This is a genomic window from Streptomyces sp. NPDC057002, assembly GCF_042673825.1.
GTDB lineage: Bacteria > Actinomycetota > Actinomycetes > Streptomycetales > Streptomycetaceae > Streptomyces.
The window spans coordinates 717,868-740,791 of the sequence record NZ_JBHURZ010000004.1 but is presented as its reverse complement, the minus strand read 5'-3'; the positions used below and the strand labels follow the sequence as shown (position 1 = coordinate 740,791).

Annotated in this window: 18 protein-coding genes and 1 pseudogene; 9 read left to right on the top strand and 10 right to left on the bottom strand. The window is 70.0% G+C overall.

Annotated elements, in window-relative coordinates; all coding sequences use genetic code 11:
• The first annotated feature begins 7 nt into the window (after positions 1–7).
• The 4 genes from ACFT32_RS23370 (at position 8) to ACFT32_RS23355 (ending at position 4,429) form a co-directional block, all read left to right on the top strand.
• On the top strand, positions 8–1,765 hold the full coding sequence (locus ACFT32_RS23370; protein ID WP_382492348.1) for an SDR family oxidoreductase: 1,758 nt from the start codon (positions 8–10) through the stop codon (positions 1,763–1,765).
• A gap of 152 nt (positions 1,766–1,917) precedes the next feature.
• Positions 1,918–2,466 (top strand): RNA 2'-phosphotransferase, encoded by a 549-nt coding sequence (locus ACFT32_RS23365; protein WP_382492345.1) that lies wholly within the window; start codon positions 1,918–1,920, stop codon positions 2,464–2,466.
• An 83-nt stretch (positions 2,467–2,549) separates the two neighbouring features.
• Positions 2,550–3,452 carry an LLM class flavin-dependent oxidoreductase gene (locus tag ACFT32_RS23360; protein ID WP_382492342.1) on the top strand — a complete coding sequence of 301 codons (903 nt, stop codon included), beginning with the start codon at positions 2,550–2,552 and terminating at the stop codon, positions 3,450–3,452.
• Positions 3,453–3,541: 89 nt separating this feature from the next.
• A complete protein-coding gene (locus tag ACFT32_RS23355) occupies positions 3,542–4,429 on the top strand; it encodes an HAD hydrolase family protein (RefSeq protein WP_382492760.1) in 888 nt (295 codons plus the stop codon).
• A gap of 73 nt (positions 4,430–4,502) precedes the next feature.
• Here ACFT32_RS23355 and ACFT32_RS23350 read toward each other — a convergent pair whose 3' ends face one another.
• From ACFT32_RS23350 to ACFT32_RS23335, 4 genes are all read right to left on the bottom strand, one after another.
• Positions 4,503–5,555 (bottom strand): M23 family metallopeptidase, encoded by a 1,053-nt coding sequence (locus ACFT32_RS23350; RefSeq protein ID WP_382492339.1) that lies wholly within the window; start codon positions 5,553–5,555, stop codon positions 4,503–4,505.
• Positions 5,556–5,673: 118 nt separating this feature from the next.
• Complete coding sequence (gene cydD, locus ACFT32_RS23345; RefSeq protein WP_382492336.1) at positions 5,674–9,162, bottom strand: thiol reductant ABC exporter subunit CydD; 3,489 nt, start codon at positions 9,160–9,162, stop codon at positions 5,674–5,676.
• A 12-nt stretch (positions 9,163–9,174) separates the two neighbouring features.
• On the bottom strand, positions 9,175–10,179 hold the full coding sequence (cydB, locus tag ACFT32_RS23340; RefSeq protein WP_382492334.1) for a cytochrome d ubiquinol oxidase subunit II: 1,005 nt from the start codon (positions 10,177–10,179) through the stop codon (positions 9,175–9,177).
• Between the two features lie 20 nt (positions 10,180–10,199).
• Entirely contained in the window at positions 10,200–11,708 is a 1,509-nt protein-coding gene (locus tag ACFT32_RS23335) for a cytochrome ubiquinol oxidase subunit I (protein WP_382492331.1), read from the bottom strand.
• A 139-nt stretch (positions 11,709–11,847) separates the two neighbouring features.
• Here ACFT32_RS23335 and ACFT32_RS23330 point away from each other — a divergent pair, with 139 nt between their 5' ends.
• On the top strand, positions 11,848–12,234 hold the full coding sequence (locus ACFT32_RS23330; RefSeq protein ID WP_382492329.1) for a cyclophilin-like fold protein: 387 nt from the start codon (positions 11,848–11,850) through the stop codon (positions 12,232–12,234).
• 22 nt (positions 12,235–12,256) lie between these two features.
• Here ACFT32_RS23330 and hisC read toward each other — a convergent pair whose 3' ends face one another.
• Entirely contained in the window at positions 12,257–13,336 is a 1,080-nt protein-coding gene (gene hisC, locus ACFT32_RS23325; protein WP_382492326.1) for a histidinol-phosphate transaminase, read from the bottom strand.
• A gap of 431 nt (positions 13,337–13,767) precedes the next feature.
• On the opposite strand from hisC, the gene ACFT32_RS23320 reads away from it, so the two are divergent.
• From ACFT32_RS23320 to ACFT32_RS23310, 3 genes are all read left to right on the top strand, one after another.
• Positions 13,768–14,880, top strand: coding sequence for a LacI family DNA-binding transcriptional regulator (locus ACFT32_RS23320; RefSeq protein WP_382492323.1), 1,113 nt, complete (start codon positions 13,768–13,770; stop codon positions 14,878–14,880).
• Between the two features lie 319 nt (positions 14,881–15,199).
• A complete protein-coding gene (locus ACFT32_RS23315; protein WP_382492320.1) occupies positions 15,200–16,291 on the top strand; it encodes a metallophosphoesterase in 1,092 nt (363 codons plus the stop codon).
• A 183-nt stretch (positions 16,292–16,474) separates the two neighbouring features.
• Positions 16,475–17,341 carry a hypothetical protein gene (locus ACFT32_RS23310; protein ID WP_382492317.1) on the top strand — a complete coding sequence of 289 codons (867 nt, stop codon included), beginning with the start codon at positions 16,475–16,477 and terminating at the stop codon, positions 17,339–17,341.
• Between the two features lie 107 nt (positions 17,342–17,448).
• On the opposite strand, the gene ACFT32_RS23305 is transcribed toward ACFT32_RS23310, so the two are convergent.
• On the bottom strand, positions 17,449–17,577 hold the full coding sequence (locus ACFT32_RS23305; RefSeq protein ID WP_382492791.1) for a hypothetical protein: 129 nt from the start codon (positions 17,575–17,577) through the stop codon (positions 17,449–17,451).
• 76 nt (positions 17,578–17,653) lie between these two features.
• Between ACFT32_RS23305 and ACFT32_RS23300 the strand changes: the two genes are divergently transcribed.
• Positions 17,654–19,219, top strand: coding sequence for a recombinase family protein (locus tag ACFT32_RS23300; protein ID WP_382492314.1), 1,566 nt, complete (start codon positions 17,654–17,656; stop codon positions 19,217–19,219).
• A 135-nt stretch (positions 19,220–19,354) separates the two neighbouring features.
• On the opposite strand, the gene ACFT32_RS23295 is transcribed toward ACFT32_RS23300, so the two are convergent.
• The 4 genes and pseudogenes from ACFT32_RS23295 to ACFT32_RS23280 all read right to left on the bottom strand — a co-directional run bounded on the left by ACFT32_RS23295 (position 19,355) and on the right by ACFT32_RS23280 (position 22,852).
• Entirely contained in the window at positions 19,355–20,710 is a 1,356-nt protein-coding gene (locus ACFT32_RS23295; RefSeq protein ID WP_382492757.1) for a replication initiator, read from the bottom strand.
• Positions 20,711–21,009: 299 nt separating this feature from the next.
• Positions 21,010–21,207, bottom strand: a complete 198-nt coding sequence (locus ACFT32_RS23290) for a hypothetical protein (protein ID WP_382492312.1) — start codon at positions 21,205–21,207, stop codon at positions 21,010–21,012.
• Positions 21,204–22,505, bottom strand: a pseudogene (locus ACFT32_RS23285) (FtsK/SpoIIIE domain-containing protein). Before ACFT32_RS23285 ends, ACFT32_RS23290 begins: the two are co-directional and overlap by 4 nt.
• The gene (locus ACFT32_RS23280; protein ID WP_382492309.1) at positions 22,505–22,852 is read right to left on the bottom strand and encodes a hypothetical protein; all 348 of its coding nucleotides are present in this window, start codon (positions 22,850–22,852) and stop codon (positions 22,505–22,507) included. Before ACFT32_RS23280 ends, ACFT32_RS23285 begins: the two are co-directional and overlap by 1 nt.
• Positions 22,853–22,924: the final 72 nt, after the last annotated feature.

Below are 22,924 nucleotides of genomic sequence, written 5' to 3'. Positions count from 1 at the left end.
TCGCCGGATGACGTTGCTCACGGGCGCGCGGGAGCGCTGGGTACGGACCGGCGAAGTCGAGCTGTGCGTGGCCGATATGGGCGATCCACGTCGCCCGACGGTCGTCCTCGTGCACGGCTACCCCGACAGCAAGGAAGTGTGGTCCGAGGTCGCCGCGCGGCTCGCCGGGCGGTTCCACGTCGTGGCGTACGACGTCCGCGGCCACGGACGGTCGACGGCGCCGCGGCCGCTGCGGGGCGGGTTCACGCTGGAGAAGCTGACGGACGACTTCCTGGCCGTCGCGGACGCGGTCAGTCCGGACCGGCCCGTGCACCTGGTCGGGCACGACTGGGGCTCGGTGCAGGCCTGGGAGTTCACCACCGTGCGGCGCACCGAGGGCCGTATCGCCTCCTTCACCTCGATGTCCGGGCCGTCCCTTGACCACTTCGGCCACTGGATCAGCCGGCGCGTGAAGCGGCCCACCCCGCGCCGGGTCGGCCAGCTCCTCGGGCAGGGCGCGAAGTCCTGGTACGTGTACCTGCTGCACACGCCCGTGCTGCCCGAGCTGGCTTGGCGCGGCCCGCTCGGCAAGCGCTGGCCGAGGGTCCTGGAGCGGGTCGAGAAGGTGCCGCGCGACGGCTACCCGACCTCGTCCCTGCCGTCGGACGCGGCGCACGGTGCCTGGCTGTACCGGGACAACGTGCGGCCCCGGCTGCGCAGGCCGCGCCCGGACGCGCACGCCCACGCGCCGGTGCAGCTCATCACGCCCCTGGGGGACCGTTTCCTGTCGGAGCGGCTCCACGACGAGCTGGAGCAGTGGGTTCCGCGGCTGACCCGCAGGACGCTCCCGGCGGGGCACTGGATCCCGCGCACCCGTCCGGATCAGCTCGCTTCGTGGATCGGGGACTTCGCGACGTCCGTCGAGGACGGCCGGTCCCCGGCGGCGGCGAGCGGGAAGCACGCCGAGCGGTTCTCCGGGCAGCTGGTACTGGTCACCGGGGCGGGCAGCGGCATCGGGCGGGCGACGGCGCTCGCGTTCGCGGAGGCGGGCGCACGCGTGGTGGCCGTCGACCGGGACGCCGAGGCGGCGGCCCGCACCGCCGAGTCGTCCCGTCTCATGGGCGCCTCGGCGGCCTGGGCGGAGACGGCCGACGTCTCCGACGAGCAGGCCATGGAGAAACTCGCCGAGAAGGTCACCCTCGAGTACGGCGTGGTCGACGTCCTGGTCAACAACGCCGGGATCGGACTGTCCGGGTCCTTCTTCGACACCACGCCGGAGGACTGGAAGAAGGTCCTCGACGTCAATCTCTGGGGCGTGATCCACGGCTGCCGGCTCTTCGGCCGGCGGATGACCGAGCGCGGGCAGGGCGGCCACATCGTCAACGTGGCGTCCGCGGCGGCGTACCAGCCGTCCCGGGCCCTGCCCGCCTACAGCACCTCCAAGGCTGCCGTGCTGATGCTCAGCGAGTGCCTGCGGGCGGAGCTCGCCGGGCAGGGGATCGGCGTGACGGCGGTCTGTCCCGGCATCGTCAATACCGCCATCACGTCGACAGCGCACTTCGCCGGGGTCGACGCCCAGGAGGAGACTCGGCTCCAGCAGCGCGCCGCCCGTCTGTACGGGCTGCGGAACTATCCGCCGGAGAAGGTGGCCGCCGCGATCCTGGGGGCGGTGGTGCGTGACGAGGCGGTGGTTCCGGTCACTCCGGAGGCACGGGGTGCGCGGGTGCTGTCGCGGCTGGCGCCGGGGGTGTTGCGGGGGATCGCACGGCTGAAGCCGCCGGTGTGAAAGGCTGCGCGGCGGGCCCAAAACCCTTGCCTTGAGGGCCTGTTGTCCACAGAACCGCCAATTCCCCTGTGGATAACCATACTTGGCTGTGGATCAAACCTCGAAAGCAATACTCGATCGCGTGATTCCCGTCTCTCCCGCACTCTGGTGGCATGGACGAAAGACGCACCGTCAAGGTGTCGAAGTATCTCTCCAAGCATCTGCGCCACCAGCCGGAGCGGATCGGGCTGGTGCTCGACGAGGGCGGCTGGGTGGAGATCGACACGCTGATCGCCGCGGCCGCCGCGCACGGATTCCGGTTCACCCGCGACGAACTGGACCATGTCGTCACCACCAACGACAAGCGCCGTTTCGCCGTCGAGGGCACCCGGATCCGTGCCAGCCAGGGCCACAGTGTCGAGATCGACCTCGGGCTGCCGCCGGCGACCCCGCCCACGCACCTCTACCACGGCACCGTCGCCCGCCACCTGGACGCGATCCGTGTCGAGGGGCTCAGGGCGATGAACCGGCATGACGTGCATCTCTCACCCGACCACGAGACGGCGACCCGGGTCGGCGCCCGCCGTGGCCGGCCGATCGTACTGACGGTGGACACGGCCGCCATGCACCGCGACGGCCATGTCTTCCGTGTGAGCGCGAATGGCGTGTGGCTGACCGAGGCCGTACCGCCGCGGTATCTCCGCTTCCCCGCACCCCACTGACCTGTGGTGCACGACCAGCCGCTGACGGTGACTGTTTCACGTGAAACACGGGCGTCCCGCAGGGCTCCTTTAGGCTCGTTGCCATGAGTCTGCATCTGAGCACCGTGATCCTCCCGTACCGCCGCTGGAACGAAGGCGGCCGTACGGCCTGGACGCGCGCCGAGCAGCTCGGCTTCCACACCGCGTACACCTACGACCATCTGTCCTGGCGCAGCTTCCGGGACGGCCCGTGGTTCGGTGCCGTGCCGACCCTCACCGCCGCCGCGGCCGTCACCGACCGGCTTCGGCTCGGCACGCTGGTGACCTCGCCGAACTTCCGGCACCCGGTGACCCTCGCCAAGGAGCTGATCTCCCTGGACGACATCTCCGGCGGGCGGGTCACGCTGGGCATCGGCGCGGGCGGCTCCGGTTTCGACGCCACCGCGCTCGGCCAGGATCCGTGGACCCCGCGCGAGCGCGCCGACCGGTTCGCCGAGTTCGTCCCGCTGCTCGACCGGCTGCTCAGCGAGGACGCGGTGTCGTACGAGGGTGACTTCTACTCGGCTCATGAGGCGCGGAACATCCCCGGCTGTGTGCAGCGCCCCAGGCTGCCGTTCGCGGTGGCCGCGACCGGCCCGCGCGGGATGCGGCTCGCCGCCCGTTACGGCCAGGCGTGGGTGACCACCGGCGATCCCAAGCTGTACGAGAACGGCACTCCTGAACAGTCGATCCAGGCCCTGCGCGGGCAGGCCGAGAAGCTGGCCGACACCTGCGCCGAGGTCGGCCGGGACATGACCGGCCTCGACCGGGTCCTGCTCAGCGGGTTCACGCCGGACCGCACCGGCCCGCTCCAGTCGCTGGACGCCTTCGTCGACTTCGCCGGCCGGCACGCGGAACTGGGCTTCACGGAGCTCGTGATCCACTGGCCCATCCCGGACTCGCCCTTCGCGGCGGACGAGAAGGTCTTCGAGCAGATCGCCATGGAGGCACCGGCGCAGCTGCGCTGAGGCCCTTGAGGGCTCCATATCCTCGGGAAAGCCCTGGTGAGAGCGGCATTGACTCATCTGTGCGGAGCCCCGCACGCCCGTGCGGGCATCTGCGGGACAATGACCCGGTGACCTCAGCGACCCGACAGCCCGATACCGCGGCCGAGACCCTCCCGCCGCGGCTGATCGCCACCGACCTAGACGGCACCCTGCTGCGCGACGACAAGTCGGTGTCCCCCCGCACGGTGGCCGCACTGGCCGCCGCCGAGGAGGCGGGCATCGAGGTCTTCTTCGTCACCGGCCGCCCGGCCCGCTGGATGGACGTCGTCAGCGACCATGTGCACGGCCACGGACTGGCGATCTGCGGCAACGGCGCCGCCGTGGTCGACCTGCACGGCGGCCCCGGCACCCACAAGTTCGTGAAGGTGCGGGAGCTGAAGCGGGAGAACGCCCTGGACGCCGTTCGGCTGCTGCGTGACGCGGCGCCGGGCACGGTGTACGCGGTGGAGCAGACCTACGGCTTCTACCAGGAGCCGGCTTACCCGAAGCTGCACATGGAGATCCCCGACAGCCTCGCCCCGGCGGAGGAACTGCTGGGTCCTGACCACCGGGCGGCCGCGGAGCCGGTGCTGAAGATCCTGGCCTACCACCCGGAGATCGACCCCGACGCCTTCCTGACCCTGGCCCGGCTCGCGATCGGCGACCGCGCCGGTGTGACCCGCTCCAGCCCCAGCGCCCTGCTGGAGATCAGCGGTCCCGAAGTGTCCAAGGCCAGCACGCTCGCCCTGTGCTGCGCCGAGCGCGGCATCTCGCACGAGGAGGTCGTCGCCTTCGGCGACATGCCGAACGACGTCGAGATGCTGACCTGGGCCGGCCGGTCGTACGCGATGGGCAACGCCCACCCGGACGTGATCGCCGCGGCCTCGGGACGGACGGTCGCGAACAACGAGGACGGGGTCGCGGTCGTGATCGAGCAGTTGGTGGCCGAGCGGGTGTAGTGTCGCCCGCTCTTTCCAAAGCGGTCGAGCCTTCCCGAGCGGTCGAGCCTTCCGAAGCGGTCGAGCCGCTGCGTCAGAGCGACACCCCGCGCGCCTCCAGCCACGACACCGGGTTCACCGCCGAGCCCATCTCCGGTGTGACCCGGGTCTCGAAGTGCAGATGAGGCCCGGTGGAGTTGCCCGTGGTGCCCGACTGGCCGATCCACTGCCCGGGGCTGACGTGCTCCCCCTGGTCGACCGCGACGGACGCGAGATGCGCGTACTGCGTGTAGTAGCCCCCCGCGTGCTTCAGCACGATCTCGATGCCGAAGGGCCCGCCGCAGGACACCCTCACCACCCGGCCCGTCCCCACGGACCGCACCGGCGTGCCGATCGGCACCGCGAAGTCCTGCCCGGTGTGCCGGCTCGACCACCGCGCCCCGCCGCTGCCGTAGGACGCGGACAGCTCGTACGTCTCCACGGGCGCGACCCACGCACTAGTGAACCCCGTCTCCGGCTGGTCGAGCCGGACGGCCCCACGGCACGCCCCGGCGGCGACCGAGGCGTCCGCCTGCCCCTGGAGCTGCGAGCGGGCCTCCTCGAGCTTCTGCTCGATGCCGGCCTTAAGGTCGGCCAGCTGGACGTTCCGCTTCTCCAGCGCCTCCCACTCGGCCGCGGCCTTGGCCTCGTCCGCGGTGAGCCGTGCCTCGGCCCGGCGGCTCTTGGAGATCGCGTTGTTCACGGCGAGATTCGTCTGTGAGAAGGCGTGCTGACCTCGCATCAGGTCGTCGGGGCTGTCGGCGAGGATCATCTGCGCGGCCACCGGCAGACCACCACTGCCCCGGTACTGGGCACGGGCGATCCGGCCCAGATCTTCGTTCAGGCCCGCGATGTGCCGACGCTGCGTGTCCAGGAGAGCCTCCGCCCGCTGCGCTTTGGCCCGTTGCACATCGGCCTCCTTGCGACCGGCCTCGTACAGCTGGGTCGCCACCGCCGCGTCCTCGTACAGCCGCGCCACCTCGGCGCTGATGCCCGTGTCCCCGCCGTTCCCGGGCTCCTTGTCCGCCACCGTCGGCCGGGCCGCGAGGGCCGCCAGCGCGCACAGCAAGGCCGGAACGAGCAGGCGATAGCGGCGATATGAGCGCATGTCAGCGATCCTCGCCCAGCCCTGCGGGCCCGGTCCTGTTCACGTCGTACGCCTGGGGGACCCGCTGCTCCGAATGGATCAGTGCGCGCGAGGCCGCCCCGGTGCGCGGTTCACGCCGCTACCGCGCTCCCGCCAGTTCCTCCGACGCCGCCTCCCGCTCCGCCATCTCCCGCAACGGCCCGTCCACCGCCACCAGCTCCGGGTACGACCCGCGCTGCACCACCCGTCCCTGATCCAGCACGAGCACCTCGTCGACCGCCTCCAGCCCTGCCAGCCGGTGCGTGATGAGCAGGGTCGTACGGCCCTCGGTGGCGGCCAGCAGATCGGCGGTGAGCGCGTCCGCCGTCGGCAGGTCGAGGTGCTCGGCGGGCTCGTCGAGCACCAGGACGGGGAAGTCGGCGAGCAGTGCGCGGGCCAGTGCCAGCCGCTGCCGCTGCCCTCCGGACAGCCGTGCCCCGTGCTCGCCGACGAGCGTGTCGAGCCCGTCGGGCAGGCCGTCCGCCCAGTCCAGCAGCCGGGCCCGCCCGAGCGCGGCACGCAGCTCGTCCTCGGTGGCGTCCTTCTTGGCGAGCAGCAGGTTCTCGCGCAGCGAGCTGTCGAAGAGGTGCGCGTCCTGCGCGCACAGCCCGACGAGCCTCCGTACGTCGTCGCTGTGCAGCGCGTACGCGTCCACACCCGCCAGCGTGTACGCACCCGCCCGCGCGTCCAGGAACCGCAGCAGCAGCTGCGCCAGCGTCGTCTTGCCGGATCCGGACGGTCCGACCACAGCGACCCGGCGGCCCTCATCGAGGGTCAGGTCGAGCCCGCCCAGCGCGTCCCGGTCCTGCCCCTCGTACCGCGCGGTCAGCCCCTTGAGGGCGACCGGGAACGGCGACACGGGCGCCTGCCGGGGCCGCTCCGGCTCCCCCACGGGTTCCGGGGCGTCCAGCACCTCGTACACCCGCTCGGCGCACCGGCGCACCCGCTGCCAATACTGCACGGCGAGCGGGAGCCCGAGCACGGCCTCGAAGGCGGCCAGCGGGGTGAGGACGACGACGGCCATGGTCACGCCGTCCAGCCGCCCGGCCGCGACCGCCTGAGCGCCGACCAGGGCGGCGGCCGTGACGGTCAGGCCGGAGATCAGCGCGGTGAGCCCGTCGCCGAGGGCCGTGGCGGTGGCGGCGCGCGAGGCGATCCGGGTGAGCGCCCCGTCGGCCTCGCGTGCCCGGGCGGTCCGCGCGGGCAGGGCACCGGCGACGGTCAGCTCCGCGGTGCCGGTGAGCAGATCGGCCACTCGTGTCGCCAGTACGCCGCGGGCGGGGGCCAGCCGGTGCTCGGCCCGCCGCGCCACGGCACCGGTGATCAGCGGCACGCCCACACCCGCCGCCAGCAGCCCGGCCGCGAGTACGGCCCCGGCCTCCGGCAGCAGCCACGCCGTGAAGCCGACGGACGCCGCCGACACGACGACGGCCGCCCCGGCCGGCAGCAGCCACCGCAGCCAGTAGTCCTGCAGCGCGTCCACGTCCGCGACGAGCCGGGAGAGCAGATCGCCCCGGCGGGTCCGGCGCAGCCCGGCGGGCGCCAGCCGCTCGAGCCTGCGGAACACCGCGACCCTGGTGTCCGCCAGCATCCGCAGCACGGCGTCGTGCGAGACCAGCCGCTCGGCGTACCGGAACACGGCCCGCCCGATCCCGAAGGCCCGCGTCGCCGTCACGGCCATCATCAGATAGAGCACGGGCGGCTGCTGCGAGGCCCGTGAGATCAGCCACCCGGAGGTGGCCATGAGCCCTACGGCACTCCCGAGCGCGAGACTGCCGAGCAGCAGCGCGAGTCCCAGCCGCCCGCGCCGGGCGCCGGACATGGCACGCACGCGGGTGAGGACAGGCCCCGGAGCGGATTCCCCGTCGGGCTCGGTCAGGTCGACCGGTGCGGGCAGCTCACCCTCGACGGAACCCGCCTTGTGCACCGAGGCCGGCGTGACCGGCACAGCGGTCGCCTCGGGCTCGGCCAGGCGCACCACCCGGTCCGCCACCCCCAGCAAGGCCGGCCGGTGCACCACCAGCAGCACCGTCCGCCCGGCCGCCAGCCGCCGTACCGCTGCCACGACCTCGGCCTCGGTGGCCCCGTCCAGCGCGGCCGTCGGCTCGTCGAGCAGCAGCACGGGCCGGTCGGCGAGGAACGCCCGGGCCAGCGCGAGCCGCTGCCGCTGCCCGGCCGACAGCCCGGCCCCGTCCTCGCCGAGCACGGTCTCCGCGCCCTCCGGCAGGGCGTCCACGAACTCCAGAGCCCCGGCGTCGCGCAGCGCCTGCCGTACGGCGTCGTCATCGGCGTCGGGCCGTGCCAGCCGTACGTTCTCGGCGATCGTCCCGGCGTACAGATGCGGCCGCTGCGGCACCCACGCGATCCGGGAGCGCCACTGGTCCAGGTCGGCATCGGCCAGGTCGACTCCCCCGGCCCGCACGCGCCCCTCGGCCGGCCGCACAAAGCCCAGCAGCACACTGAGCAGCGTCGACTTTCCGGCACCGCTCGGCCCGACGAGCGCGACCGTCTCCCCGGGCTCGACGGCGAAGGACACGTCCGCCACGGCGTCCGCCGCGCGCCCCGGGTACCGGACCGTCACGCCCTCGAACGCCAGCGCACCCGCGGGCACGGCCTCGGCCCCGGACGCCGGCACCGGCGTCTCCAGGACCTCGAAGATCTCCTCGGCCGCGGCGAGACCCTCCGCCGCCGCGTGATACTGCGCCCCGACCTGCCGCAACGGCAGATACGCCTCCGGCGCCAGGATCAGGATGACCAGGCCGATGTACAGGTCCATCTCGCCGTGCACCAGCCGCATGCCGATCGTCACGGCGACCAGCGCCACCGAGATCGTCGCGAGCAGCTCCAGCGCGAAGGAGGAGATGAAGGCGATCCGCAGCGTCCGCATGGTCGCCTGCCGGTACTCGCCGGTGATCCGCCGGATCGACTCGGCCTGCGCCTTGGCACGGCCGAAGACCTTCAGCGTCGGCAGCCCGGCGACGACGTCCAGGAAGTGCCCGGACAGCCGGGACAGCAGCCGCCACTGACGGTCCATCCGGGACTGGGTGGCCCAGCCGATCAGGACCATGAACACCGGGATGAGCGGCAGGGTGCCCACGATGATGGCCGCGGAGACCCAGTCCTCGGTGACGATCCGCGCCAGCACCGCCACCGGCACGACCACCGCGAGACCCAGCTGCGGCAGATACCGCGAGAAGTAGTCGTCGAGGGCGTCGACCCCCCGGGTGGCCAGGGCGACCAGCGAACCGGTCCGCTGCCCGCTCAGCCATCCGGGCCCCAACTGCGCGGAACGCTCCAGCAGCCGCCCTCGCAGCTCTGACTTCACCGCCGCGCTCGCCCGGTGGGCGGCGAGCTCGGTGAGCCACCCGACCAGCGCCCGGCCGGCCGCGACGGCGGCCAACAGCAGCAGGGGAGTGCCGAGTTCCGTCACCTGCATGTGGTGCTGGAAAGCGCCGACCACCACCTCGGCGATGAGCATCGCCTGCGCGATGACCAACCCCGCCCCGACGGCGCCGAGGACGACAACCGCCCCCAGGAAGACCCGGGTGGCACGGGCGTACCGGAGCAGACGCGGATCGATTGGTTTCACGTGAAACACACCTCAGTGCGCGGTCTCGGCGATGTGCTGCGTACCGATCCGCTTGCGGAACACCCAGTACGTCCAGCCCTGGTAGAGCAGGACGATCGGGGTGGCGATCCCGGCACACCAAGTCATGATCTTCAGCGTGTACGGGCTGGACGAGGCGTTGGTGACCGTCAGGCTCCAGTCCGGGTTCAGCGTCGACGGCATGACGTTCGGGAACAGCGTCAGGAAGAGCATCGCCACCGTGGCCACGATGGTGAGCCCCGACAGGGCGAACGCCCAGCCCTCACGACCGGCCCGTGCCGCGACCAGCGCCACGAGAAGGGACGCGACGGCCACGACCACCGCGACGAGCGACGCCCCGTCCCCGCGGTCGGCCTGCGTCCACAACAGGAAGGCAAGGGCCAGGAGGGCGGTCAGCAGCCCGACACGCAGCGCCAGCTTCCGCGCCCGCTCCCGGATCTCCCCGACGGTCTTGAGGCCGACGAACACCGTCCCGTGGAAGGTGAACATCGCCAGCGTGACCAGACCGCCCAGCAGCGCGTACGGGTTGAGCAGGTCCAGGACTCCGCCGGCGTAGTTGAAGTCCTGGTCGATCTTCACGCCCCGCACGATATTGCCGAAGGCCACACCCCACAGGAACGCGGGGAGCAGCGAGGTCCAGAAGATCGCCGTCTCCCAGTTGCGCTGCCAGCTCTCCTCCGGCCGCTTGACGCGGTACTCGAAGGCCACACCCCGGACGATGAGGCAGACCAGGATGAGCAGCAGGGGCAGGTAGAAGCCGGAGAAGAGCGTCGCGTACCACTCGGGGAAGGCGGCGAAGGTGGCACCGCCCGCCGAGAGCAGCCAGACCTCGTTGCCGTCCCAGACGGGTCCGATGGTGTTGATCAGCACGCGCTTCTCGGGCCGGTTGCGGGCGAGCAGCTTCGTGAGCACACCGACCCCGAAGTCGAAGCCCTCCAGGAAGAAGTAGCCGGTCCACAGGACGGCGATCAGGACGAACCAGACGTCGTGCAGTTCCATGACTGTGCAGCTCCCTCGGCCTAGTACGAGAAGGCCATCGGCTTGTCGGCGTCACTGGAGTCGCCGCCGATCTTCGTGGGCGGGTTGAGGTCGGCCTCGGTGAGCTCGGGCGGGCCCGCCTTGACGTACTTGACCAGCAGCTTGACCTCGATGACGGCGAGGATCGCGTACAGCGTGGTGAAGACGACCATCGAGGTGATGACCTCGGCCTGGGAGACACCGGGGGAGACCGCGTCACGCGTCTGGAACAGGCCGTAGACGACCCACGGCTGGCGGCCCATCTCGGTGAAGATCCAGCCCCAGGAGCTGGCGATCAGCGGGAAGCCCAGGGTAAGGATCGCCATGCGCCAGTACCACTTGGTGAGGGTCGGGCCGAGCGCCTTCTTCGGCAGGAGCACGAGATGCGGCACCTCGTCCTCGCCCACCCTCAGATGCTGTGGCAGCAGGAACTTCTTCCGGGTCAGCCACAGTCCGGCCAGGCCGATGGCGAACGACGTCATACCGAAGCCGATCATCCACCGGAAGCCCCAGTAGGCGACGGGAATGTTGGGCCGGTAGTCGCCGGGGCCGTACTTCTCCTGCTCGGCCTTGTTGACGTCGTTGATGCCGGGGACGTACGAGGTGAAGTCGTCCTTGGCGAGGAAGGACAGCAGGCCGGGGATCTCGATGGCGACCTTGTTGTGCCCCTTGTCGACGTCACCGACGGCGAAGATCGAGAAGGGTGCGGGCTTCTCGCCGTCCCAGAGTGCCTCGGCCGCGGCCATCTTCATCGGCTGCTGCTCGTACATGATCTTGCCGAGGACATCGCCGCTGATCGCGGTGAGCATGCCGCCGATGACGACGGTGACCAGGCCCAGCCGCAGCGAGGTCTTCATCACGGGGACGTGCTTCTTGCGGACCAGGTGGAAGGCGGCGATGCCGACCATGAACGCACCGCCGGTCAGGAAGGCCGCGGTGAGCGTGTGGAAGACCTGGGCGAGCGCGGTGTTCTGGGTCAGCACCAGCCAGAAGTCGGTGAGCTCGGCGCGCCCCTTCGCCTCGTTGATCCGGTAGCCGACCGGGTGCTGCATCCAGGAGTTGGCCGCGAGGATGAAGTAGGCCGACAGGATCGTGCCGATCGAGACCATCCATATGCAGGCCAGGTGGATCTTCTTGGGCAGCTTGTCCCAGCCGAAGATCCACAGGCCGATGAAGGTGGACTCGAAGAAGAAGGCGATCAGCGCCTCGAAGGCGAGTGGCGCACCGAAGACGTCACCGACGAAGCGCGAGTAGTCGGACCAGTTCATGCCGAACTGGAACTCCTGCACGATGCCGGTGACCACGCCCATCGCGATGTTGATCAGGAAGAGCTTGCCCCAGAACTTCGTCGCCCGGAGGTACTTCTCCTTCTCCGTCCGCACCCAGGCGGTCTGCAGTCCGGCCGTGAGGGCGGCCAGCGAGATCGTCAGGGGGACGAACAGAAAGTGGTAGACGGTGGTGATGCCGAACTGCCATCGCGCCAGGGTCTCCGGCGCCAAAGCCAGGTCCACGTCGCCGCTCCTTACCTACGCTTGTGAAAGCGTTCACATTCACAAGCCATTATGCAGCACGGACTTTCGAGCCCCAAAGGGGCCCCCTGTCGCGATCGCCCTCTTGGCGCGAACTTCAACATATTGTTGAATCTGCGGCATGCAGACACCGCTACAGATACGGATCTCCTGGCCCGCGGGGCACCTCACCGCGACCCTTGACGACACCCCGACCACCCAGGCCGTCACCCAGGCGCTGCCTCTGGTCTCCACCGCCCGCACCTGGGGCGAGGAGGTGTACTTCGACACCGGAGTGTCTGTTTCACGTGAAACAGACGCCCGACAGGTCGTAGAGCCGGGCACGGTCGCCTTCTGGACCGACGGCGACGCCCTCGCCCTCCCCTACGGGCCCACGCCGATCTCGCAGGGCGAGGAGTGCCGCCTCGCAAGCCCGTGCAATGTCCTGGGCCGCATCGACGGCGACCCCGGTCTGCTCGCGACCGTGCGGGGCGGCGACCCCGTGCGCGTGGAACTCGTAGACGCCTGACCTAGGCCTGGCTCACGGAGCACTACAGGTCCTTGCGAAACCCTTCCGCCACCTTCAGGAAGATGTCGTTCGCCTCGGTCTCCCCGACCGTGACCCGCACACCCTCACCGGGGAACGGCCGGATCACCACGCCTGCCTGCTCACACGCCTGCGCGAACGCGACCGTGCGCTCCCCCAGCCGCAGCCACACGAAATTGGCCTGGGTCTCGGGCACCGTCCAGCCCTGGGCGCGCAGCCCGTCGACCACGCGCGCGCGCTCACACACCAGCGAGCCGACCCGGCCGAACAGTTCGTCCTCGGCACGCATCGAGGCGATCGCCGCCTCCTGCGCGAGCTGGCTCACCCCGAACGGCACCGCCGTCTTGCGCAGCGCCGCCGCCACCGGCTCGTGGGCGATGGCGAACCCGACGCGCAGTCCGGCCAGGCCGTACGCCTTGGAGAAGGTCCGCAGGACGCAGACATTGGGCCGGTCGCGGTAGAGCTCGACACCGTCCGGCACCTCGGGGTCGCGGATGAACTCGCGGTAGGCCTCGTCGAGCACCACCAGTACGTCCCCCGGCACCCGGTCGAGGAAGCGCTCCAGCTCCGCCCGCTTCACGACCGTGCCGGTCGGGTTGTTGGGGTTGCAGACGAAGATCAGCCGGGTCCGGTCGGTGATCGCGTCGGCCATCGCGTCGAGATCGTGCACGTCACCGGAGGTCAGCGGCACCTGGACGGACCGGGCGCCGCTGATCTGCGTGATGATCGGGTACGCCTCGAAGGACCGCCAGGCGTAGATCACCTCGTCGCCGGGGCCGGAGGTGGCCTGGATCAGCTGCTGGGCGACACCGACCGACCCGGTGCCGGTGGCCAGGTGGGAGAGGGGCACGCCGAACCGCTCGGACAGCTCGTTCATCAGCGCCGTACAGGCCATGTCCGGGTAGCGGTTGAAGTTGCCGGCCGCCGCCGTCACGGTCTCCATCACACCCGGCAGCGGCGGATAGGGGTTCTCGTTGGAGGACAGCTTGTAGGCCACCGGCCCGCCTGCCGCGGCGGGCTTGCCCGGCTTGTAGGTGGGGATTCCCTCCAGCTCGCCGCGCAGCTTGGGGCTCGTCTCGCTCACCGCAGTCCTCCTCGCGAAGACCGGCGGCCCATGACCGCCGCCGACATCCAATACTCCTCACCTTATGAGGATTCGGCGCCGCTGCGTACACCCACGACGGAGCGGTGAACGCCGGCCTCGCATGTCCCACCGGCATCAGGGGCATCGCCGCACGAAGGCGTACGAATCTGGGGGCGCGCTGCACATATATCTACGCGCCGGTGGTGCACGCCGTGGCGCGCATCCCCCGTGCAGGTGAGTTGAGACCTCTTCGCAACCTCGTCCCCTTGGCAGGCTCGCGCGGGCCGACAAGTCACGTACTGGCATGAGAGCGCTTAACTCCCTTGGTTTCCCAAGCAATTGAGGTTAAATGATCATGCAGAAACGTGCCTGTCAACGTCTGCATATGCGTCCGCACTACCCCACCGCATGAGCCCTACTATCGGCTCGCCATGACAGCAGCAGGGAAGCACCAGGTGAGCCGCGCGGAAACCTCACGTCGAGGCAGTCGGCCGGGCCGGGCGGGTATCAGAGACGTGGCCGCCGCCGCCGGAGTCTCCATCACGACCGTCTCCGACGCCCTCAACGGCAAGGGCCGGCTCCCGGACGCCACCCGGCGCCATGTCCGCGAGGTGGCCGACCGGCTGGGTTACCGGCCCTCGGCCGCGGCCCGGACACTCCGCACCGGCAAATCGGGACTCATCGGCCTGACCGTGACGACGTACGGGGATGAACCTTTCACCTTCACGGAGTTCGCGTACTTCGCCGAGATGGCGCGGGCCGCCACCTCCGCCGCGCTCGCCCGCGGCTACGCCCTCGTCATCCTGCCCGCCACCTCCCGCCACGACGTGTGGTCGAACGTCGCCCTTGACGGCACGGTCGTCATCGACCCCTCCGACCAGGACCCGGTCGTCAGCGAACTCGTCCGGCAGGGCCTGCCGGTCGTCTCCGACGGCCGCCCGGCCGGCTCCCTGCCGGTCACGGCCTGGGTCGACAACGACCACGAGGCCGCCGTCCTCGGCATCCTCGACCACCTGGCCGCCGCCGGCGCCCGCCGCATCGGCCTGCTGACCGGCACGACGACGGACACGTACACCCACCTGTCGACCACCGCGTACCTGCGCTGGTGCGAGCGCGTCGGCCAGGATCCGGTGTACGAGGCCTATCCGGCGCACGACCCGTGCGCGGGGGCCGTCGCCGCCGACCGGCTCCTCGCCCGCCCGGACCGGCCCGACGCGGTCTACGGGCTGTTCGACCCGAACGGCACCGATCTGCTCGCCGCCGCCCGCCGCTACGGCATGCGCGTACCGGACGACCTGCTGCTGGTCTGCTGCAGCGAGTCCACCGTGTACGCCAACACCGAGCCCCCCATCACCACGCTCTCCCTGAAGCCGCGCCGCATCGGCACGGCGGTGGTGCAACTCCTCATCGACGCCATCGAGGGAGTGGAATCCGACCGCCCGGTGGAGCAGGTGATACCGACGGAGCTGATCGTGCGCACGTCGTCCCAGCGACGCCCGCCGCGTACGACGGTCAGCCCGCCGCGGTCCCCCGAGGGGGCGTAGTTCCCCGGTGCCGGGGAACCCCGGGTCCGGTACCTCGGACCCGGGTCGAGGGGTCGAGGGGAAAGCCCCGTGCCTGGGGAGAAACAGGGCCGGTCCCCCGGAAAGAAGGGATCGTTCTCGCGAAGAGAAGGAAAGCGAGGACGGTCACACGGTGGTCAAAGCCCGGCCCAATCGGGGCGAAAGCCGCGGTGAACTGGACTCTTGCTCTGATTCACCACCCCTGGGTCATCACATGGCGCGATCCGCATTCCTATGATGGGCCCACGACACCGGCGGGCCGCTACGACCAGGCAGTCCGATGCGGTGCAGATGCGGCTTGATGGTGGAGGGGTCGATGACTCAGGGGGCCGGTCAGGGACCCGAGGTGGAGCGCACGGCGACGTTGCGCGACTTCCGGGTGCCCGCGTACGTCCACGAGACCGGTCCGTACGGCCAGAGCACGAGCCCCGGCGAGGTCGCTCCGCCGCCCGAGGAGACCTATCCCGAGGGATACACGCCGACCCAGCGCGACCTTCCCGTGGTCAACCGGGGTGACACTGTCCAGGTGACCGTCGACCCCGAAGCCGCCGCGGCCCCGCCTCCGAATACCGGACAGGGTCCGCTGTACGTCGTGGGCGACGTCCACGGCTATCTCGACCAGCTGGTGGCCGCTCTGCAGGAGAAGGGCCTCCTCGACGCCGAAGGCAACTGGTGCGCGGGCACCGCCCGGCTGTGGTTCCTCGGCGACTTCACCGACCGCGGCCCGGACGGCATCGGCGTCATCGACCTGGTGATGCGGCTGTCCGCCGAGGCCGCGGCGGCCGGCGGCTACTGCAAGGCGCTCATGGGCAACCACGAGCTGCTGTTGCTCGGCGCCAAGCGGTTCGGCGACACCCCCGTCAACTCCGGCGCGGGCACCGCCACCTTCCAGGCGGCCTGGCTGCTCAACGGCGGCCAGAAGACCGACATGGACCGCCTCCAGGACCACCACCTGCAGTGGATGGCCCGTCTCGACGCCGTCGAGGAGGTCGACGGCCATCTGCTCGTCCACTCCGACACCACCGCCTATCTCGACTACGGCCGCTCGATCGAAGAGGTCAACGACACCGTCCGCGAGACGATCACCCGCAACGACGCGGACGAGGTCTGGGACCTGTTCCGCAAGTTCACCAAGCGGTTCTCCTTCCGCGACGAGGGCGGCGCGGACGCCGTGCGCTCCCTGCTCGATACGTACGGGGGCACCCGCATCGTTCACGGGCACAGCCCCATTCCGTATCTGCTGGGCGAGGTCGGCTCCGAGGAGGACGAGGACAGCGGCGACCCCGTGATCGAGGGACCGCACGTCTACGCAGACGGACTCGCCATCGCGATGGACGGCGGCGTGACCATGGCCGGAAAGCTGCTGGTCCAGCAACTGCCCCTGGCTACGTGAACGTTCACCGGGCAGGCGTTTCCCGTCACAGGACCGGACGGGTGAAGGGCCAATTTCGGTAAACCCCCTGTCACCGCCTACCTCCACGGCTCTACCATCGGCTTATCCGTAGCAGGCTCCCCTCCGTTTCTGCCCGACGGCTCGTCAGCATGCCGAGCCCCAAGCCCTACGGAGCATCGGGGGATGCACATGAACAGCGTTCCGCAGCACCTGCTGAGCGAGGACCGCCAGGAATACGAGCGGATCCTCGATGAGGTGCTGCGCTCCGCACCACACCGTCCGGAACTGACCGCTGTCGGACAGCGGCTGAACTCGGAACAACTGCGCACCATGGCGCTGAACGCCACCGCACTCATCACGGCAGCCGCGTCGACCGAATACCAGCACTACGTCAAGGTCCGTGAGGAACTGCGCCAGCCGGCGTCGTCCAGCACGCCGGCCGCACGCGAGTCCGGATCCTCCGAGCCGGGCACGGGCCCGGCGGGGCTGGCCGCCGCCATGGGAGAGGTCGCCGAGACCGCCGGCGCGGGCGCCGTCGCCATCGTCGCCGTCCTCGCACCCGTCCTGGCCGGAACCGCCGCCGCGATCTTCCTGCTCGTCGGTTACATCCTGCAGATGCTCGACCCCGAGCAGGCGTTCGCCCGGACCATGCTCACCACGGGCTGGGTGTTCGGCGCCGTGACCGCGGTCGCGATCCTCGTCGCCGCGGTGGGGCTGCTGCTCACCGCCCTGCGCAACAAGCCGACGGCCGAAGGCGGTCCGTACGGCGAACTGCGAGGGGAGGTGGCCCTCGCCAGGGACGCCTGGCACGAGGCCCTGCTGGAGCGGGGCATCCTGCCGTTCCTGCGCGAGGCGCTCGTCAGCCCGGACGCGGCCGCCGCGCTGCACCACACGTCCTCGTCCACGCCGATCAGCCGCATGCCGCACCTCGGCTACGACCGTCCGGGTTTCACCAGCCCGGGCGACGGCGACCGCGGCTCGCGGCCGAGCTACAGCAGCCCGGACTACACGAGCCCGGACTACGGAGGACCGGAACACCAGCCGGAGTAGCCGGGCCCGCCAAGGGACCAAGGGCCAGGGGCCAGGGACGATGTGTCCCCAGCCCTCGGCCCTCGCGGCCCGTGTGCGGCCCGCCTCGCGGCCTGTGCGCGGCCGGATCAGTCCGCGATCGGCAGGTACACCCGGTTCCCGCTCGCCGCGAACTCCTTCGACTTCTGGGCCATGCCCTCCTCGATCTCGGTCCGTGTGCCGCCGTGTTCACGGCGGATGTCCTGCGAGATCTTCATGCTGCAGAGCATTACTAAAACCTCCACATGCGCTACGGTCGTTCCAGCAGCCGAGACATGGACCGAAGGGGAACACGTGGGCAAGCGCGAGGAGTTGGTCAGCAAGCTGCGAGGTACGCCCGAGGGACTGCCGTCCGCCGAGGAAGTGCGCGCCATGCTGGCTTCCGACCCGGAGCTGAAGTGCGTTGTCTGCTACGCACGGATCTCGTTCGACGGCCGGGTGAAGGACGCCCACGGCATCGAGGACCAGCACCGGGACATGAGCGAGACCGCCCGCAGATTCGGATGGCTCGTCGTCTACCGCTACACGGACAACGACAAGAGCGCGAGCAAGGAGAACATCGTTCGCGATGACTTCGAGCAGCTGCTCGCCGATCTTGCTGCCGGGACGACGCCGGACGGGTACCCGATCCACGGCGTCATGGCAGTCAACGACGACCGGCTGTACCGGCGCCCGAGCGACTGGGAGCGGTACCTGAAGGCGTTCACCACGCAGGAAGGACGGGTCTACCACGACTCGAACGGCATCCAGGACCTCTACGCCGAAGGGTTCGAGATCAAGGGGCTTCTGGGGGTCGCCATGTCCCTCAGCGAGACGAGGAAGAAGGAGCGTCGGAGCAGAAACAGCCACCGCAGCCGGGCGATCCGTGGGCAGTCGGTAGCGGCATGGCGCCCCTTCGGATGGGAGGACGACAAGGTCTCCTTGCGCCCGGACGAGGCAGAAGCCATCCGTCAGGCGGTGAAGGACGTGATCGCGGGTGCCTCCATTTCCGAGATCACGCGCCGGTGGAAGGAGGCCGGCTTCATCACGAGTCGCGGGAACGCCTTCCAGTACCAGACCGTCAAGCAGGTCCTGGTGAACGCGCGGCTGTGTGGATATCGCGAGATCAAGAGCGAGCTTGTACGTGACGGCGACGATCAGCCCATCGTGGGCGAGTGGGAGCCGATCATCACTCCGAAGGAGTGGTTCGCGGTCACGGCCAAGATCAGGGAGCGTGGCCGCGGAACCGGGATGCCGCGCGGTGGCCTGGTCCACAAGTACCTGCTGACCGGCATCCTGCGATGTGGCCACGTGCTGGAGGACGGCACGGTCTGCAACAACAAGATGATCGGAATCAAGGCGAACGACTGGCTCAAGTACCGGCACGCCTACATGTGCAAGAAGACCGTGGACGGCGGCTGTAACAAGACCTACAAGCGGGGCGACAAGACGGACAAGGCCATCGAGGAACTGGTCATCGCCAAGCTGGAGCGCGACGCTGCGAGCAAGGCCCAGGATGTACCGGACTGGGACAAGGCCGATGCCCTGGAGCGAGCCGTCAGGAGCCGCAACGAGCTGGAGCGGCGTTGGCACGACGACGAGGACACGGACATCGATGATGAGACGTTCTTCCGCAATCTCCCGGTCCTCGAACGGCGGATCAAGGAGCTTCGTGCGGATCAGCGGGCGCACGAAGCTCTGAAGGCGGAGGCCGAGGAGGCCAAGGAAGACATCAGGAACTCGTGGGGGTCGAAGACGCTCACGCAGAAGCGCGAGGCGATCAAGAAGGTTCTGAGCGCCGTGATCGCAGTGCCGGGTGGCAAGGGCAACAAGACATTCGATCCTGAGCTACTCAAGCCTGTCTGGCGGACTTCCGAATGAGCTGAAGTCCAAGGATCTCCCCCACGCTCCTCAACTGGTCATCGGAGAGTGGGGGAGAGTCGCGTAGCTGCCGCTCGATCCACGCTCGTACTGCTGCTTCCTCGCACTCAGCGCTGGCCTTGGCCGAAAAAGTACTCAGTTGGCTTCACCGCCAGCTCGAAGAGCTTCCTGCGCGACGGCGCGGTTCTCAGCGATGTCATCCGCGATCCCGGCGGCGATGAGCGCAGCGCCCGGGGTATGGCCGGAGCCGACGTAGCGCCAGTGCCTGTCCGTGACCGTCCCGGGGACGTCGGCACCGCCTACGTGCTGGGCACGTTCGGCCCGCAGTGCCGCGAAGGTGGTGGAGTAAGCGCGGGACTTGGTGAGGATGTGGCCCCGGTAGCCCAGCGTGTGAGCCCACGTGCGCAGGTTCAGGGGTTCGTACACGGGCAGGCCGCCCAGGCGCCAGCAGACCCGCATGAGCGTGCGGACGTGTGCGTGCACAGACGCAGCCTCGATGTCACCCCAGGTGGTGACCCTGTGGTCGATGCCGGCACCTGTCTCGCTCGCTCCCTTGGTGACGTACTTGGCCACGTAGGCGGCGACGGCATCATCGTCAGGCCCGTCACCCTCGGCGTGCAGCGGGCGCACGTCGACCTGGGCGCCCCAACGCAGAACCAGCTCACCCACCGCGGGGCTGTACGGCGTACGGACCAGGACACGGGAAGCGGAGGACCGCACGGCGGCGATGAGCCGGTGCGCGGCCCAGGGCGGAGGTTCGTCCGCCGGTCCGTTCGGGCCGTCGAGGCGGACGACTGCGTGCACGTGGACGGCCGCCCGCTTCTGGTACTCGGCGACGCGTGCGAAGGACAGCCGGGCATGGTCCCGAAAGTGGGACTGTACGAGGCCGACCGAGGAGGCGAGCCGCCGTCGGACGTCGATGACGAACCGATCCCACAGCTTCGACGCATGCGCGTGCCACAGCACGTGGCCGGTGTAGTCGTAGCAGTCAGCGCACAGGGGCTTGCCGACGGAGGGGTCATCGGGACCGTGGACAGCGCCGCAGCTCCGAGGACGGTCGTGTTCGCACGTCCCACGGTCACGGCGGGGGCGGCACAGCTCCCCGGCGCGGTGCACGTGACCGAAGGACGGGGCAGTCAGGGTGACGAAGAGCCGGGGCCGGTGGCGGACTGCGGCAGGGACGTTCTTCCCGCCGAGGAGGCCCGCGCGGACGAGGTGGAAGGTGTCGCCCGCGTGGAGGCGTGAGCATGCGGGGCAGACCGTTGCTCGGCGGTTGCGGCAGCGCACGAGAAGGCGTTCACCGGGTTCGGTGCCGGTGTCGTAGTGACGGAGGATTTCGCCGGTTGTGCCGTCCAGGGTGGTGGTGGAGCCGGAGAGGTGGACCGGGTGGGAGCAGCCGCCGGTCGCAGTGATCTGCTCCAACAGGCGGGGAAACCTCGGGTCCTGGGCTAGTTCGATTGCGTCACGGTCTGCTTCGGACAGCTGACGCAGGCGCGCCGCGCGGTTGAGGACGGCACGCCTGTCAGCCGGGGTGAGCTCCGGTGTGATGGTGGGGACCTTCCGGGGTGGGCCGCCGAAGCGGCACGGTGGGTGGGTGGCGGCGCGTTGTCGGTCATGGGGATCACCTTCCTTGTGGGGTCGGGCGGGGTGACGTTCAGCGGATGGTTCCGGTGCCCCGACAGACGCGGCAGCGCCTCTGCCGTCCAGTCCAGGTCCTGCGGGCTCCGTCGCCCTTGCAGTGGGGGCACCTCACGCGAGGCATGGGCATGCCGTTGCGTTCCCTTCTCTGGTCAGGTGTTGGAGAAGCCGTTGATCAGCCACGTGACGAGGCCGTGGACGGTGTAGATCACCGGGGTCTGGCCGAGGTAGAGGCCGAAGAGGCCGACGCAGACCGCTTCCCAGGCGCGCACGTCACGGGAGCGGACGAGGAGGACGGTGATGATCCCGAAGACCACCGCGAACGTGAACGCCGTACCTTCGCTGATCACTTGTCGTCTCCTTCAGGCGCCGCAAGGGCACGGTTGAGGGCGGGCAGGTCCGGGGTGAGTGCTGCGTGCTTCCGAGCCGTCGAGACGGCCTCTTCCGTGGGCGTGAGGTGGGAACGGGCGCGGCTCCAGATGCCGTCCTGGCCGGTGCACACGGCCACGCCCCGTTCCTCTGCCGTGATGGCTTGCGCGACGGCCACGGCGTCCTTGTTCAGGTCGCCCAGGGTCATCTCTGCCGTGCCGGGATCGTTCACCCGGTGGCAGATCCGGCCGCCGAGCTGAGCCCGCAGGGCGGTGACGCCGGGCCCCAGGTCGGAGCCGACCCGCTGTCCGGCCACCACCAGGTGGACGCCGAGTGCTGCTCCGAGCTGGGCCAGGCGCAGCAGCAGCGTGGAGCACTGCTCGGTTTCCGCTTTGCTCTCACGGCGGCCGTCGGACAAGTACAGCTATGCGATCTCGTCAACGATCACGACGACCGGCACCGGCCGGAGCTTGTCGGGCAGCTCCCATATGGAGCGCACGCCGGCCGACCGGCACACGCTCATTCGTTCCTGCATATCGAGGGCGAGCGCGCTGAGGACCGCGACCGCTTCACGTCGGCTGGTCGCCAATGCACTCAGCCGCCCGGCGAACAGGCCGAGTTCCATGCCGCCCTTGCAGCCGATGCCGACCAGGGCGACGGGCTGCGGCGCGAGCTGGGTGATCAGCCGGGCCAGCAGGGTGGACTTGCCGGACCGGGTGGCCCCGGCGATGAGCCAGTGCGGCACGAGCCGAAGGTTCATGACCCAGGCGCCGCCGCTCTCCAGTGCGCCTATGAGCGCGGAGAGCAGTTCGGCGGGGGCGGTGGCTAATCCGGGCCGCTGTAGCGGATCACTGGCCATCGCCGTCAGCAGGACGAGCCCGCGTTCCGGCGAGGTCACACGCACCGCGTGGACCTTCCAGGCATGGACGAACGCGTCTGCCGCCTTCAGGTAGGTCGCCGGAGTCTGACCCGCGTGCAGCCGCACACTCACGGTCAAGCCCATGCGGGTAGCGCGGGGGAACGAGATCCGTGGAGCCGTCGGCCGGACCGGATCCCCCTTGACGAGCAGGTGCCCGATGAGCGTGCGCGCCGGGAGGCGCGAGACGGACAGGTCGTTGAGCAGGGCCACCCTGCGCCAGGTGAACACCACCCGGCCCGCGGTCACGGGGTAGCCGATCACGTACCAGTGCCAGGCCGGACGGTGGCGCCGAACCAGGTCACCGAAGACCAGCAGCCAGGCCAGTACCGCCAGGCCGAGGGCAAGCAGGGTCGGCCCCATCACGCGTCACCGCCCTTGCCCTGCCCCACCGGTCCGTGCGCAGGCGTGATTGCGTCGGCGCGGAAGCTGACGCCGCTGCGGTCGCCCATCGGCCAGACGAACGCCGTCAGCCCGGTGACCTTGACGACCTGGCCCGCTTCCAGCCCCTTGGGCTCACCGCTCACGGCGATCTCGATCACGGAGATACGACGTCCGTCCGGCCTCACGGTGACGGCCACGCTGTAGACGGGGTTGCCGTCCCGGTCCTTCTTCACCTCCTGTGTCTCGGAGTTGCTGAACTTCACTTCGGGCGCGTTGGCACACCGCAGTACGCCGAGTCGCGCCGTGTCCACGGGAATGGACTGCATTGGATTTGGCCTCCCTGGCCAGTCGGAACGCCAGTGAGATACTGACGTCACTTGTCCTTACGAGTTATGACT

What these genes read in the sequence shown, in the direction of transcription:
- ACFT32_RS23370 (WP_382492348.1), top strand. Translation starts at nt 8, where the DNA reads ATGACGTTGCTCACGGGCGCGCGGGAGCGCTGGGTACGGACCGGCGAA.
- ACFT32_RS23365 (WP_382492345.1), top strand. Translation starts at nt 1,918, where the DNA reads ATGGACGAAAGACGCACCGTCAAGGTGTCGAAGTATCTCTCCAAGCAT.
- ACFT32_RS23360 (WP_382492342.1), top strand. Translation starts at nt 2,550, where the DNA reads ATGAGTCTGCATCTGAGCACCGTGATCCTCCCGTACCGCCGCTGGAAC.
- ACFT32_RS23350 (WP_382492339.1), bottom strand. Translation starts at nt 5,555, where the DNA reads ATGCGCTCATATCGCCGCTATCGCCTGCTCGTTCCGGCCTTGCTGTGC.
- cydB (WP_382492334.1), bottom strand. Translation starts at nt 10,179, where the DNA reads ATGGAACTGCACGACGTCTGGTTCGTCCTGATCGCCGTCCTGTGGACC.
- ACFT32_RS23330 (WP_382492329.1), top strand. Translation starts at nt 11,848, where the DNA reads ATGCAGACACCGCTACAGATACGGATCTCCTGGCCCGCGGGGCACCTC.
- ACFT32_RS23320 (WP_382492323.1), top strand. Translation starts at nt 13,768, where the DNA reads ATGACAGCAGCAGGGAAGCACCAGGTGAGCCGCGCGGAAACCTCACGT.
- ACFT32_RS23315 (WP_382492320.1), top strand. Translation starts at nt 15,200, where the DNA reads ATGGTGGAGGGGTCGATGACTCAGGGGGCCGGTCAGGGACCCGAGGTG.
- ACFT32_RS23310 (WP_382492317.1), top strand. Translation starts at nt 16,475, where the DNA reads ATGCACATGAACAGCGTTCCGCAGCACCTGCTGAGCGAGGACCGCCAG.
- ACFT32_RS23305 (WP_382492791.1), bottom strand. Translation starts at nt 17,577, where the DNA reads ATGAAGATCTCGCAGGACATCCGCCGTGAACACGGCGGCACACGGACC.
- ACFT32_RS23280 (WP_382492309.1), bottom strand. Translation starts at nt 22,852, where the DNA reads ATGCAGTCCATTCCCGTGGACACGGCGCGACTCGGCGTACTGCGGTGT.